Source organism: Cellulosimicrobium protaetiae, assembly GCF_009708005.2.
Lineage (GTDB): Bacteria > Actinomycetota > Actinomycetes > Actinomycetales > Cellulomonadaceae > Cellulosimicrobium > Cellulosimicrobium protaetiae.
Window position 1 is genome coordinate 2,075,083 of sequence record NZ_CP052757.1, and the last position, 13,841, is coordinate 2,088,923.

A 13,841-nucleotide genomic window follows, 5' to 3' on the forward strand; every position below is an offset into this window, starting at 1 on the left:
CATGAGCACCACCACCACGAGCGCCGAGCAGACGGCGGCCACGCGGAGCAGCGGGGCCATCGTCCTGGGTGACAACCAGTGGGGCAAGGCGGAGGTGCGCCTCGTGCGCGTCGACCGCGCCGCGCCTCGCCACGAGATCACCGACGTGAACGTCTCCTCGCAGCTGCGGGGCGGGCAGGAGGCCACGCACCTGGAGGGCGACAACTCCAGGTGCGTCGCCACCGACACCCAGAAGAACACGATCTACGCGTTCGCCCGCGACGGCGTCGGCGCGATCGAGGACTTCGCGATCCGCCTCGGCCGGCACTTCGTCGAGGACTTCGAGTGGATCGAGGGCGGGCGCTGGGAGATCGAGCAGTACTCCTGGAACCGCATCGCGACCGCGGACGGCGAGCACGACCACGCGTTCGTGCGGAACAACCAGGAGACGCGCACGACGGTCGTCCAGCGCGACGGCGACGAGGTCTTCGTGGTCTCGGGCCTCACGGACCTCGTCGTGCTCAAGTCGACGGGCTCGGAGTTCCACGGGTTCCCGCGCGACCGGTACACGACGCTCGTCGAGACGAACGACCGCATCCTCGCGACGTCGGTCACCTCGCGCTGGCGCTACACGACGACGGACGTCGACTTCGACGCCGTCTACGCGAAGGTCCGCGCGATCCAGCTCGAGGCGTTCGCGACGACGCACTCGCTCGCGCTGCAGCAGACGCTGTTCGCGATGGGCAAGGCCGTCCTCGAGGCCGTCCCGGAGATCGCCGAGATCAAGTTCTCGATGCCGAACAAGCACCACTTCCTCGTGGACCTCGCGCCGTTCGGCCTCGACAACCCGAACGAGGTCTTCTACGCGGCCGACCGCCCGTACGGGCTCATCGAGGCGACGGTCCAGCGCGAGGGCGCCCCGGCCGAGCCGCGCGCCTGGGCGACCGTCACCGGGTTCTGCTGAGCCGACCGTGACGGACGGACGCGCCCTGCCCGACCGCGGAGGCTCCGCGGTCCGGCAGGGCGCGCCCGCCCTCGCGACGTCGGCGCCGGTCCGGCCGGCCCCCGGCGGGACGTCAGGGCGCCGCGGTGATGAGCTCGCGCGTGAGCTCGCTCGCGACGCGGTGGAGCACCGGCACGGCCCGGTCCCCGAACTCGTACGTCACACGGGCCGCGGGGCCCGAGACGGACAGGGCGGTGGGGGTCGGGGCGTCGGGTACCGCGACCGCGAAGCACCGGACGCCGAGCTCCTGCTCGCCGTCGTCGATCGCGTACCCGCGCTCACGCGTCGCGGCGAGCTCCGTGAGGAGCGCGTCGACGTCGGTGATCGACTGGTCGGTCGCGGGCGGCATGCCGACGCGTCCCATGATCTCGCGCACCGTCTGGTCGGGGAGCTGGGCGAGCACCGCCTTGCCGACGCCCGTGCAGTGCGTGTAGACGCGCCGGCCGACCTCGGTGAACATCCGCATCGAGTGGCTCGACGACGCCTGGGCGACGTAGACGGCCATGTCGCGGTCGATCATCGCGAGGTTCGCCGACTCGCCGAGGTCGTGCGCGAGCCGCTCGAGGTAGGGGCGGGCGCCGGCGCCGAGCTGACGCCCGGCGGACTCGCCGAGGCGGATGAGCCGGGGGCCGAGGGTGTACCGGCGCGACGGCGTCTGACGCACGTAGCCCTGCGCGAGCAGCGTGCGCAGCAGGCGGTGGATCGTCGGCAGGGGGAGCCCGGCGTGCTGCGCGAGCTCGCTGAGGCCCGACTCTCCGCCGAAGTCAGCGAGCAGCTCGAGCAGCTCGATCGCCCGGTCCACCGACTGCACACCCCCGGCGGGCTTCGCCGGCCGCGTGCCCGGCTGGGTCTCGGTCGGCTCCGCCGGCTCCGTCGCCGTCGAGATCTCGGCCATCTCACGATCTCCTGTCCACCTGGTGCCGCCCGACGACGGGTGCACCTCGCCTGAGCAGCGCGGGACCGTCCCGCACTCCCTTCCGCATCACGGAAGATACGCATCAGCATACGAGAAGAAGGAACGAACATGACGTCCGAGACGAAGGCTCCGGAGATGCAGGCCCCGACGGCGAAGGCCACCGCGACCAGCCCGAGCTACTCCATCACGCTGCGCGTCGAGGCCCCGAGCGGGCACCGCACCGCGAGCGACCTCGTCGCCGCGGTGAGCGCGACGGGCGCCGCGATCACGGGCGTCGACGTCTCGGAGTCGGGCGCGGACCGCCTGGTCGTGGACGTCACGGCGGACACCGTCGACGCCGCGCACGTGGAGCAGATCCGCGACGCGCTGAGCGCGCTCGACGGCATCACCGTGCGCCACGTGAGCGACGCGACGTTCCTCATGCACCTCGGCGGCAAGCTCGAGGTCAACCCGAAGGTGCCGCTGCGCCACCGCGCCGACCTCGCCCGCGCCTACACGCCCGGCGTCGCGCGCGTGTGCCTCGCCATCGCCGAGCGGCCCGAGGACGCGCGCCGCCTGACGGTCAAGCGCAACACCGTCGCGGTCGTGACGGACGGCACCGCCGTCCTCGGCCTCGGAGACATCGGCCCGGCCGCCGCGCTGCCGGTGATGGAGGGCAAGGCCGCGCTGTTCAAGCAGTTCGCGGGCGTCGACGCCTGGCCGGTGTGCCTCGACACGACCGACACCGAGGAGATCATCCGTACGGTCAAGGCGATCGCCCCCGTGTACGGCGGCATCAACCTCGAAGACATCTCGGCGCCGCGCTGCTTCGAGATCGAGCGTCGGCTGCGCGAGGAGCTCGACATCCCCGTGTTCCACGACGACCAGCACGGCACGGCGATCGTCGTCCTCGCCGCACTGACGAACGCGCTGCGCGTCGTCGGCAAGACGATCGAGGACGTGCGCATCGTCGTCTCCGGCGTCGGAGCCGCGGGCAACGCGATCATCTCCCTGCTCCAGGGCCAGGGCGCGCGACGCATCGTCGCGTTCGACCGCCACGGCGCGATCCACGCGGGGGCCAACCTCACCGACGACCACCGCCGTCGCCTCGCCGAGACGACCAACGCCGAGGGCTTCACCGGCACGCTGCGCGAGGGCCTCGCGGGAGCGGACGTGTTCATCGGCGTCTCCGGCCCGAACATCCTCACGGGCGACGACATCGCGACGATGGCCGACGACGCGATCGTCTTCGCGCTCGCGAACCCGACGCCCGAGGTCGACCCCATCGCCGCGGCGCAGCACGCGACCGTCGTCGCGACGGGGCGCAGCGACTACCCGAACCAGATCAACAACGTGCTCGCGTTCCCCGGTCTCTTCCGCGGCCTGCTCGACGTCGGCGCGAGCGAGATCTCGGACGAGATGCTGCGCGCCGCGGCCGTCGCGATCGCGGACGCCGTCGCGCCCGAGGAGCTCTCCGCGAGCTACATCGTGCCGAGCGTCTTCGAGCCCGCGGTCTCCAAGGCCGTCGCGCGCGCCGTCGCCGAGGTCGCGGAGCGCGCCCGTGCGGAGCAGGCTCAGGAGAGCACCACGTCGGGTCACCACGCCGGGTCGGCGCCCCGGGCCTGACGCACCGTCGTCAGCCCTGCCCGCCCGCAGAAAGGACACCACCATGACCACCACCACGGCCGTCACCGTCCACGGACCCGCCGTCGAGCAGTCGGACGAGATCCTCACGCCCGAGGCCCTCGACTTCGTCGCGGAGCTCCAGCGCAGGTTCGGCGCCCGCCGCGACGAGCTGCTCGCCGCGCGAGCGGCGCGTCGCGACGAGGTCTCCCGCACCGGGCGCCTCGACTTCCTCGCCGAGACCGCCGACGTGCGCGCAGGCGACTGGACGGTCGCGGGTGCGCCCGCCGACCTGGTCGACCGCCGCGTCGAGATCACCGGCCCGCCGACGCCGAAGATGGCGATCAACGCCCTCAACTCGGGCGCGAAGGTCTGGCTCGCCGACCTCGAGGACGCGTCGACGCCGCACTGGAGCAACGTCGTCGGGGGTCAGGTCGCGCTGCACGACGCCACGCGGCGCACGCTCGCGTTCACCTCGCCGGAGGGCAAGCAGTACGCGCTGCGCCCCGAGGCCGACGGCGACCCGCTCGCCGTCATGGTCGTGCGCCCGCGCGGCTGGCACTTCGACGAGGTGCACCTCACGGTGGACGGCACGCCCGCCGTCGGCGCGCTCGTGGACTTCGGGCTGCACTTCTTCCACAACGCCGCCGAGCTCCTCGCGCGCGGGTCGGGCCCGTACTACTACCTGCCGAAGATGGAGTCGCACCTCGAGGCGCGGCTGTGGGACGACGTCTTCACGCACGCCGAGGAGTCGCTGGGCATCCCGCACGGGACGATCCGCGCGACCGTCCTCATCGAGACCATCCCGGCCGCGTTCGAGATGGACGAGATCCTCTACGAGCTGCGCGACCACGCGTCGGGGCTCAACGCCGGGCGCTGGGACTACCTGTTCTCGGTCATCAAGTACTTCCGCGACTCAGGCCCGTCGTTCACGCTGCCCGACCGCGGTGCCATCACCATGACCGCACCCTTCATGCGCGCGTACACCGAGCTGCTCGTCCAGACGTGCCACAAGCGCGGGGCCTTCGCGATGGGCGGCATGGCCGCGGTCATCCCGAACCGCCGCGAGCCCGAGGTCACGGCCCAGGCGTTCGACAAGGTGCGCGCCGACAAGCAGCGCGAGGCGGGTGACGGGTTCGACGGGTCGTGGGTCGCGCACCCCGACCTCGTGCCCGTGTGCCGCGAGGTCTTCGACGGCGTGCTGGGCGAGCGGCCCAACCAGCTCGACAGGCAGCGTCCCGAGGTCCACGTCACGGCCGAGCAGCTCCTCGACGTCTCGACCGCCGGGGGCGACATCACCGAGGCTGGGCTGCGCAACAACCTCTACGTGTCCGTCGCCTACGTCGCGGCGTGGCTCGCGGGCAACGGCGCGGTCGCGATCCACAACCTCATGGAGGATGCCGCGACCGCGGAGATCTCGCGCTCGCAGGTCTGGCAGTGGGTGCGCTCCGGCGCGTCGTTCACCGCGGGCGAGAGCGCCGGCACGACGGTCACCGCCGACCTGGTCCGCGCGCTCCTGCGCGAGGAGACCGCGCGGCTGCGCGACGACGTCGGGCACGAGGCGTACGACGTCGGCCCCTACGACCGGGCCGCGGCGCTCGTGGAGGACATCGCGCTCAACGAGCACTACGTCGACTTCCTCACGCTCCCGGCGTACGAGGACGTCGTGGCTCACGAGCAGGACGCCTCCTGATGCCGGCGGGGTTCCCGGAGGGATCGGGCTCGGCGTCGGGGACGGGCTTCAGCGAGCAGGGTGTCGCCGCGATGCACGCGACGCTCGACGGCCTGCTCGCGCCGTGGGACGCCGAGCTCGAGGCGCGCTACCCGGGCGACGACGGCTCGCGCCAGCCTGTGCACACCGTCTACGTGCCGGGTGACCGGTACACCGCGGGCCTCGTGCCCGAGTGGGCGGCGCGGGCACGCGAGGCCGTCGACGCGTCGGGAGGCGTGGGCCGGCTCGTCGACCTGCTCGGGATCGGCGCGGGTTCCGGGGACGGCCTCGCCGACGCCGTCGCCGAGCGCGTGCGCGCCAAGCTCGCGGTCGAGGCGATCGAGGACCTGCGCATCGACTTCGAGGACGGGTTCGGCGACCGCGGCGACGCGGCCGAGGACGCCGCGGTCGCGGCGGCCGCGCGCGAGCTCGCCCGGGCCGAGGCGCAGGGCACCGCGACGCCGTTCAGCGGGATCCGCATCAAGTGCCTCGAGGCCGCGACGCGGCGGCGGGGCGTGCGCACGCTCGCGCTGTTCGTCGCGGAGCTCGTCGCCGCGCGCGCCGCCCGGGGGCACCCGGGGCTGCCCGACGGCTTCGTCGTCACGCTCGCCAAGGTCACCGCGCCGGAGCAGGTCGAGGCGATGGCGCTCGCGTGCGAGCGCGTCGAGGAGGCGAACGGTCTCGAGCCGGGCAACCTGCGGTTCGAGGTGCAGGTCGAGACGCCGCAGGCGCTGCTCGCAGCCGACGGCACGGCGACCGTCGCGCGGCTCGTCCACGCGGCGCCCGGCCGCGTCACCGCGCTGCACTACGGCACGTACGACTACTCGGCGTCGCTCGGCATCGCCGCGGCGTACCAGTCGATGGAGCACCCCGCGGCGGACCACGCGAAGTCGGTCATGCAGCTCGCGGTCGCGGGCACGGGCGTGCGCCTCTCGGACGGGTCGACCAACGTGCTCCCCGTCGGCGACCGGCAGGCCGTCGACGCGGCCTGGCGCCTGCACGGGCGGCTCGTGCGCCGATCGCTCGAGCGCGGCTACTACCAGGGCTGGGACCTGCACCCCGCGCAGCTCCCGAGCCGGTTCGCGGCGACGTACGCGTTCTACCGCGAGGACGCGGTCTCGGCGCTCGCGCGCCTCGCGGCGTACGTCGGTTTCGTGCCCGACGCCGGCGGCGTGCTCGACGAGCCCGCCACGGCCAAGGCGATGGCCTGGTTCCTCGGGCGCGGCGTCGACTGCGGCGCGCTCACCGAGGCCGAGGTCCGCGCCGCGACCGGCCTCGACCGCGCCGGGCTCGACGCCGTCCGCGTCTCGGGGCACGCCCCCCAGCCCGTCGCGGGCTGACCCCCGCCCGCGCACCCTCCCGTCCACCCGCCACCCCCGTCCAGCCCGCCGCGACCGACCGCCGTCGGCCCGGGCGATCATCCCGAGGAGTGAACCCATGACCCAGACCACCCCCTACTACACCCCGCAGGGTGGCCTGCCCGGCCAGACCGAGCTGCTCACCGACCGCGCGATCGTCACCGAGGCGTACACGGTGATCCCGCGCGGCGTGCTGCGCGACATCGTCACGAGCAACCTGCCCGGCTGGGACAAGACCCGGCTGTGGGTGCTCGCCCGGCCGATCGAGGGGTTCGCGACGACGTTCGCGCAGTACGTCATGGAGGTCTCGCCCGGCGGCGGGTCCGACCAGGGCGAGGACGAGGAGACGGTGCAGTCCGTCGTCTTCGTCACCGAGGGGACGCTCGTGCTGACCCTCGCGGGGGTCGAGCACGTGCTGGAGCCCGGCGGGTACGCGTACCTGGCGGCGGGGGAGCGGTGGGCGCTGCACAACCGGTCGGACGCCAAGGCCGCGTTCCAGTGGATCCGCAAGGTGTACGAGCCGATCCCGGGACACACCGCGACGTCGTTCGTCACGCGGGAGCAGGACGTCGAGCCGCGCGCGATGCCGGACACCGACGGCGTCTGGGTGACCACGCGGTTCGTCGACCCCGACGACCTCGCGCACGACATGCACGTCAACATCGTGACGTTCCAGCCCGGCGGGTCCATCCCGTTCGCGGAGACGCACATCATGGAGCACGGCCTCTACGTGCTCGAGGGCAAGGCGGTCTACCGCCTCAACGGCGACTGGGTCGAGGTCCAGGAGGGCGACTTCATGTGGCTCCGGGCGTTCTGCCCGCAGGCCTGCTACGCGGGTGGACCCAAGCCGTTCCGCTACCTGCTCTACAAGGACGTGAACCGGCAGGTCAAGCTCGACCGCCGCCGCTGACGCAGCACCCGGTTGTGGGCAGGAAAGGGCCCGGTTCCGCACGCGGAACCGGGCCCTTTCCCTGCCCACAACCGGACGGAGTGCCGCGCCGGCTGTTGACGCTCCGCCGTGGGCGTGCCTACACTTCCATACAGCAGAAGAAAAGTTCCGCAGCATGGAATCGCAAGGTAGCGAGACGCGGACGGACCCAGGGAGACGACGATGAGCCCCGCACCGACGTACACCGTCAACTGCTCGATCCTGCTCACGGACCTGCCGCTGCTCGAGCGGCCGGCCGCCGCGGCTGCCGCGGGCTTCCGCGGTGTCGAGTTCTGGTGGCCGTTCGCGTCGCCCATGCCGGCGCAGGACGAGGTCGACGCGTTCGTCGGCGCGATCGAGGCGGCGGGCGTCCAGCTCACGGGCCTCAACTTCGACGCCGGCAACATGCCCGGCGGCGACCGCGGCCTCGTGTCGTGGCCCGCGCGCTCGGCCGACCTGCGCGCGAACCTGGACGTCGTCACCACGATCGGCGAGCGCACCGGCTGCCGCGCGTTCAACGCCCTCTACGGCAACCGCCAGGAGGGCGAGACGCCCGAGGCGCAGGACGCGCTGGGGGCCGAGAACCTCGCGCTCGCCGCCCGGGCCGTCGGGCGCATCGGGGGCACGGTGCTCGTCGAGCCCGTGAGCGGCGCCCCGGCCTACCCGCTCAAGACCGCCGCCGACGCCGTGCGCGTCATCGACCGCGTCGCGACCGACCACGGCGAGACGAACCTGGGTCTCCTGTTCGACGTCTACCACCTGTCCGTCAACGGCGACGACGTCGACGCGGCGCTCTCGACCTACCGCGGGCGCATCGCCCACGTGCAGGTCGCCGACGCCCCCGGCCGCGGCGAGCCCGGCACGGGCGACCTGCCGATCGACCGCTGGACCAAGGACCTGCGCGCGGGCGGCTTCGACGGCTGGATCGGCCTCGAGTACAAGACGGACGCCGCCGACCCGTTCGCGTGGCTCCCGGCCACCGAGCGCTGACCCCCCGCGGCCGCGCGCCGGTCGCCACCCGGACCACACGACCTGACTCACCAGAGGAGCACACCATGGCCTCCATCGCCTTCATCGGACTCGGCATCATGGGCAGCCCCATGGCCGTCCACCTGCAGAACGCCGGCCACGACGTCGCGGGCTACAACCGCAGCCCCGAGAAGACCGCGCCGCTCGTCGAGGCGGGCGGGCGCGCGGCGTCCTCGGTCGCGGACGCGGTCTCGGGCGCCGACGTCGTCGCGATCATGGTCCCCGACTCGCCCGACGTCGAGGCCGTCCTCACCGGCGACGACGGCGTCCTCGCGAACGCGAAGCCCGGCGCGCTCGTCGTCGACTTCTCCTCGATCCGCCCTGACGTCTCCGTCGCCCTCGCGCAGCAGGCCAAGGACGCCGGGCTGCGCATCGTCGACGCCCCCGTCTCGGGCGGCGAGCCGGGCGCGATCAACGCCGCGCTGTCGATCATGGTCGGCGGGACACCCGAGGACTTCGAGGCGGCCAAGCCGTTCCTCGACGTCGTCGGCAAGACGGTCGTGCACGTGGGCCCGAACGGCTCCGGCCAGACCGTCAAGGCAGCCAACCAGCTGATCGTCGCCGCGAACATCCAGGCGCTCGCCGAGGCGGTCGTGTTCCTCGAGGCGTACGGCGTCGACACCGACGCCGCGATCGAGGTGCTCGGCGGCGGGCTCGCGGGCTCGGCCGTGCTGAACCAGAAGGCGCGCAAGATGCTCGACCGCGACTTCGGCCCCGGCTTCCGCATCGAGCTGCACCACAAGGACCTCGGCATCGTCACCGCCGCGGCCCGCGAGGCGGGCGTCGTCGCGCCGCTCGGCGGCCTCGTCGCCCAGCTCATGGCCTCCGCCCGCGCCAACGGCGACGGCGGCCTCGACCACTCCGGCCTCTTCCGCGGCGTCGAGCGCCTGTCCGGCCGCGACGGCTCCTGACCTTCCCCTGACGACGACGTCACCTCCAGCAAGGAGAGAAACCATGCCTCGTATGCGTGCGGTGGACGCCGCAGTGGCGATCCTCGAGATCGAGGGCGCGACCCAGGCGTTCGGCCTGCCCGGCGCCGCCATCAACCCCTTCTACTCCGCGATGCGCGCCCACGGCGGCATCAGCCACGTGCTCGCCCGCCACGTCGAGGGCGCGTCGCACATGGCCGACGGCTACTCGCGTGCGAAGCCGGGGAACATCGGCATCTGCATCGGCACGTCGGGCCCCGCGGGCACCGACATGATCACCGGCCTCTACGCCGCGTGGGCCGACTCGATCCCGATGCTCTGCATCACGGGCCAGGCGCCGGTCGCCAAGCTCGACAAGGAGGACTTCCAGGCCGTCGACATCGCGAGCATCGCCGCTCCGGTGACCAAGCTGGCCAAGACCGTCCTCGAGGCCGGGCAGGTGCCGCAGGTCTTCCAGCAGGCGTTCCACCTCATGCGCTCGGGCCGCCCGGGCCCGGTGCTCATCGACCTGCCGATCGACGTGCAGCTCGCGGAGATCGAGTTCGACCCGGCGACGTACCAGCCGTTGCCCGTGCACCGCCCGACGGCGACGCGCGCGCAGGCGGAGAAGGCGATCGACCTGCTGCTCGCGGCCGAGCGCCCCCTGCTGATCGCGGGCGGCGGCATCGTCAACGCGGGCGGCGAGGACCTGCTCGTCGAGCTCGCCGAGACGCTGGGCGTGCCGGTGATCCCGACGCTCATGGGCTGGGGCGTCATCCCCGACGACCACGCGCTCATGGCGGGCATGGCCGGGCTCCAGACGTCGCACCGTTACGGTAACGCGAACCTGCTCGCCTCGGACTTCGTGCTCGGGATCGGCAACCGATGGGCCAACCGTCACACGGGCGGCCTCGACACGTACCGCGCGGGCCGCACGTTCGTCCACGTCGACATCGAGCCGACGCAGATCGGGCGCGTGTTCGCGCCCGACTACGGCATCGTCTCCGACGCGAGGGCCGCCCTCGAGCTGTTCGTCGAGGTCGCACGCGAGCGCCGCGACGCGGGACAGACGCGCGACTACTCCGGCTGGGCCGCCGAGTGCGCCGAGCGCAAGCGCACGCTCCAGCGCAAGACGCACTTCACCGAGATCCCGATCAAGCCGCAGCGCGTGTACGAGGAGATGAACAAGGCGTTCGGGCCCGAGACGCGATACGTCACGACGATCGGGCTCTCGCAGATCGCCGGCGCGCAGTTCCTCCACGTGTACAAGCCGCGGCACTGGATCAACGCGGGCCAGGCCGGGCCGCTCGGCTGGACCGGACCGGCGGCGCTCGGCGTCGCGAAGGCCGTGCCGGACGAGCCGGTCGTCGCGCTCTCGGGCGACTACGACTTCCAGTTCATGATCGAGGAGCTCGCCGTCGGCGCGCAGTTCAACCTGCCGTACGTGCACGTCGTCGTGAACAACTCCTACCTCGGCCTCATCCGCCAGTCGCAGCGGGCGTTCGACATGGACTACCACGTCCAGCTGTCGTTCGAGAACATCAACTCGCCTGAGGTGGGCGGCTACGGCGTCGACCACGTCAAGGTCGCCGAGGGCCTCGGCTGCAAGGCGATCCGCGTGACCGACCCCGACGAGCTCGGCGACGCGTTCGCCAAGGCGCAGGGCATGGCCGCCGAGTTCCGCGTGCCGGTCGTGGTCGAGGTGATCCTGGAGCGCGTGACGAACATCGCGATGGGCGTCGAGCTCACGGGCGTCAACGAGTTCGAGGACCTCGCGATCTCTTCCGACGACGCGCCGACCGCCGTCGCGCTGCTCGACTGAAGCGTCCCCCTGGTACCGCGAGGTAGAACCCTGGTACCGCGAAGTAGAACCCTGGTCACGACCCGGAGCGAAGGAGGGTGGGATGAGCACGACGGTCCCGCAGGAGCACGAGTACGACCTCGTCGTGCGCGGCGAGCGCGTGCTCGTCGCGTCCGGCGAGCAGCCCCGCGAGGTGGGGGTCAGCGGGGGAGTGGTCCGCGCGATCGAGCCCCTGGGCGCGGGGCTCGACGGCGCACGCGTCGTCGAGCTCGCGCCGCACCAGGTGCTGATCCCGGGTCTGGTCGACACGCACGTGCACGTCAACGAGCCGGGCCGCACCGAGTGGGAGGGGTTCGCGTCCGCGACACGGGCCGCGGCTGCGGGGGGTGTGACGACGATCGTCGACATGCCGCTCAACTCGATCCCGCCGACGGTCGACGTCGAGGCGCTCGAGACCAAGCAGAAGGTCGCCCGCGACCAGGCGTTCGTCGACGTCGGGTTCTGGGGCGGCGCCGTGCCCGGCAACGGCGACGAGCTGCGGCCCCTGTGGGACGCGGGCGTGTTCGGGTTCAAGTGCTTCCTGCTGCACTCGGGCGTCGAGGAGTTCGGGTACCTCGAGCCCGACGAGCTCGAGGCCGACCTGCGCGTCCTCGCCGACTTCGACGGGCTCATGCTCGTGCACGCGGAGGACTCGCGCGCCATCGAGCACGCGCCCACGCCGCACGGCGACCACTACGACACCTTCCTCGCGTCACGTCCGCGCGGCGCGGAGAACGTCGCGATCGCCGCGGTGATCGAGGCGGCCCGCTGGACGGGCGCGCGTGCCCACGTGCTGCACCTGTCGAGCTCCGACGCGCTGGCCATGATCCGCAGCGCGAAGCGCGAGGGCGTGCGCCTCACGGTCGAGACCTGCCCGCACTACCTGGCGCTCGCGGCCGAGGAGATCCCCGACGGCGCGACGCAGTTCAAGTGCTGCCCGCCCATCCGGGAGATCGACAACCGCGAGCTGCTCTGGGAGGGGCTCCTCGACGGGACGATCGACTGCATCGTCTCCGACCACTCGCCGAGCACGCCCGACCTCAAGGACCTCGACACGGGCGACTTCGGGACGGCGTGGGGCGGCGTCTCCTCGCTCCAGCTCGGGCTCGCGATCGTGTGGACCGAGGCCCGGACGCGGGGCGTGCCGTTCGCGCGCGTCGTCGAGTGGATGTCGGCACGGCCCGCGGCGATCGCGGGCCTGGAGCGCAAGGGATCCATCGCGCTCGGCCACGACGCGGACCTCGCGGTCGTCGAGCCGGACACGGCGTTCGTCGTCGACCCGAAGGCCCTGCACCACAAGAACCCCATCACTCCCTACGCCGACCGTGCCCTCTCTGGCGCCGTCGTCGCGACGTACCTGCGGGGCGAGGAGATCACGTACGACCGCCCGACGGGTCGCCTCCTCTCCCGAGGCGAGGCGTGAGGAGGCTGAAGACTCCCGTGCCCGGCCGCGGGGGCCGGGCACGGGGAACCACGGGACCCGGCTCACAGGGACCCGGGGCGGCGCCGCTGGTGGGCGCCGCCCCCGATCTCGCGAGGTAGAACCCTGGTCCCGCGAGATAGAACCCTGGTCCCGCGAGGTAGAACCCTGGTCGTGACCACGGTTCTACCTCGGCGTACCAGGGTTCTACCTCGACCCACCAGGGTTCTACCTCGGCGGCGTGCGGGTCAGGACTCCGCGAGGAGCTCGTCGAGCTGCTCGTAGCCCTCGCGGACGCCGACCTCCATGCCGCTCGCGACGAAGCCGTCGCGACCCTCGAACGAGTCGACGAGCGACGTCGCGGTGAGCCGGCTGCGGCCGTCGGGCAGGTCCTCGAACACGAGGCGGTCCAGCGAGACGCCGTCGGGGAAGCCCTCGTAGGTGAACGTCTGGACGATGAGCTCGTCCGGACGCACCTCGTGCACGCTGCCGAAGAACGCGTACTCGTTGCCGTCGGGGTCGACCTGGACGTAGCGGTACGCGCCGCCCGTGCGCACGTCCCAGTGCTCGTTGCGCTGGGTGAGGTAGCGCGGGCCGTTCCAGCGCGCGAACAGCTCCGGGTCGAGGTGGGCGCGGAAGACCTTCGCCGCGGGCGCGTCGAACTCGCGCACGATGCGGACGATCGGGAGGTCCTTCGGGACGGCGATCTCGGTCTCGTGGGTGCCGGTGGTGGTCATGATCGTGCTCCTGTCGTCGGGTCGTTCGGGGGCGCGGCCTCCGGGTCGGGCAGGTCGCGCAGGACGTCGTCGAGGCGGCGGTAGCGGTCCTCCGCCTCGCGCCGGTAGCGCTCGATCCACTTCGTCATGAGGTCGAAGACCTCCGCCTCGAGGTGCACGGGGGCGCGTCGGGCGTCCGTCGTGCGGGTCACCAGGCCGGAGTCCTCCAGCACGCGCAGGTGCTTGGACACCGCCTGGACGGACATGTCGTACGGCCGGGCGAGCTCGCCCACGCTGGCGTCGCCCGACGCGAGCCGGGCCACCATGTCGCGACGCGTGGGGTCGGCGAGCGCCGAGAACACGCGCGAGAGCGGGTCGGCCGTCACGGAACCTCCTCGTCGGGCACCGCGAGCGGCGCCTGTCGTCAACTG

The 13,841-nt window shown here is 72.6% G+C and carries 12 protein-coding genes; 9 read left to right on the forward strand and 3 right to left on the reverse strand.

What is annotated here, in order from left to right:
• The first annotated feature begins 1 nt into the window (after position 1).
• Positions 2 to 943: a factor-independent urate hydroxylase gene (pucL, locus tag FIC82_RS08690; protein ID WP_154798288.1), complete on the forward strand. Its 942-nt coding sequence runs from the start codon at positions 2 to 4 to the stop codon at positions 941 to 943.
• A 112-nt stretch (positions 944 to 1,055) separates the two neighbouring features.
• Here the strand turns inward: pucL and FIC82_RS08695 are convergent, their stop codons facing one another.
• Positions 1,056 to 1,877 carry an IclR family transcriptional regulator gene (locus FIC82_RS08695; protein ID WP_154798289.1) on the reverse strand — a complete coding sequence of 274 codons (822 nt, stop codon included), beginning with the start codon at positions 1,875 to 1,877 and terminating at the stop codon, positions 1,056 to 1,058.
• A 129-nt stretch (positions 1,878 to 2,006) separates the two neighbouring features.
• Here FIC82_RS08695 and FIC82_RS08700 point away from each other — a divergent pair, with 129 nt between their 5' ends.
• The 8 genes from FIC82_RS08700 to allB all read left to right on the forward strand — a co-directional run bounded on the left by FIC82_RS08700 (position 2,007) and on the right by allB (position 12,697).
• Positions 2,007 to 3,503, forward strand: a complete 1,497-nt coding sequence (locus FIC82_RS08700) for an NAD-dependent malic enzyme (protein WP_253691650.1) — start codon at positions 2,007 to 2,009, stop codon at positions 3,501 to 3,503.
• Between the two features lie 43 nt (positions 3,504 to 3,546).
• Entirely contained in the window at positions 3,547 to 5,193 is a 1,647-nt protein-coding gene (gene aceB / locus FIC82_RS08705) for a malate synthase A (RefSeq protein WP_154798290.1), read from the forward strand.
• Positions 5,194 to 5,264: 71 nt separating this feature from the next.
• A complete protein-coding gene (locus FIC82_RS08710) occupies positions 5,265 to 6,551 on the forward strand; it encodes a DUF6986 family protein (protein WP_154800009.1) in 1,287 nt (428 codons plus the stop codon).
• 97 nt (positions 6,552 to 6,648) lie between these two features.
• Complete coding sequence (locus FIC82_RS08715; RefSeq protein ID WP_021481128.1) at positions 6,649 to 7,479, forward strand: bifunctional allantoicase/(S)-ureidoglycine aminohydrolase; 831 nt, start codon at positions 6,649 to 6,651, stop codon at positions 7,477 to 7,479.
• A gap of 201 nt (positions 7,480 to 7,680) precedes the next feature.
• Complete coding sequence (locus FIC82_RS08720; RefSeq protein WP_154798291.1) at positions 7,681 to 8,487, forward strand: hydroxypyruvate isomerase family protein; 807 nt, start codon at positions 7,681 to 7,683, stop codon at positions 8,485 to 8,487.
• A 65-nt stretch (positions 8,488 to 8,552) separates the two neighbouring features.
• Entirely contained in the window at positions 8,553 to 9,437 is an 885-nt protein-coding gene (locus tag FIC82_RS08725; protein ID WP_154798292.1) for a 2-hydroxy-3-oxopropionate reductase, read from the forward strand.
• Positions 9,438 to 9,480: 43 nt separating this feature from the next.
• Positions 9,481 to 11,256, forward strand: a complete 1,776-nt coding sequence (gene gcl / locus FIC82_RS08730) for a glyoxylate carboligase (protein WP_154798293.1) — start codon at positions 9,481 to 9,483, stop codon at positions 11,254 to 11,256.
• A gap of 82 nt (positions 11,257 to 11,338) precedes the next feature.
• On the forward strand, positions 11,339 to 12,697 hold the full coding sequence (gene allB, locus FIC82_RS08735) for an allantoinase AllB (protein ID WP_154798294.1): 1,359 nt from the start codon (positions 11,339 to 11,341) through the stop codon (positions 12,695 to 12,697).
• A gap of 245 nt (positions 12,698 to 12,942) precedes the next feature.
• Here the strand turns inward: allB and FIC82_RS08740 are convergent, their stop codons facing one another.
• Positions 12,943 to 13,431, reverse strand: coding sequence for an SRPBCC family protein (locus tag FIC82_RS08740; RefSeq protein WP_154798295.1), 489 nt, complete (start codon positions 13,429 to 13,431; stop codon positions 12,943 to 12,945).
• A complete protein-coding gene (locus FIC82_RS08745; RefSeq protein WP_168731643.1) occupies positions 13,428 to 13,796 on the reverse strand; it encodes an ArsR/SmtB family transcription factor in 369 nt (122 codons plus the stop codon). The genes FIC82_RS08740 and FIC82_RS08745 overlap by 4 nt, the downstream gene beginning before the upstream one ends.
• Between the last annotated feature and the right edge of the window lie 45 nt (positions 13,797 to 13,841).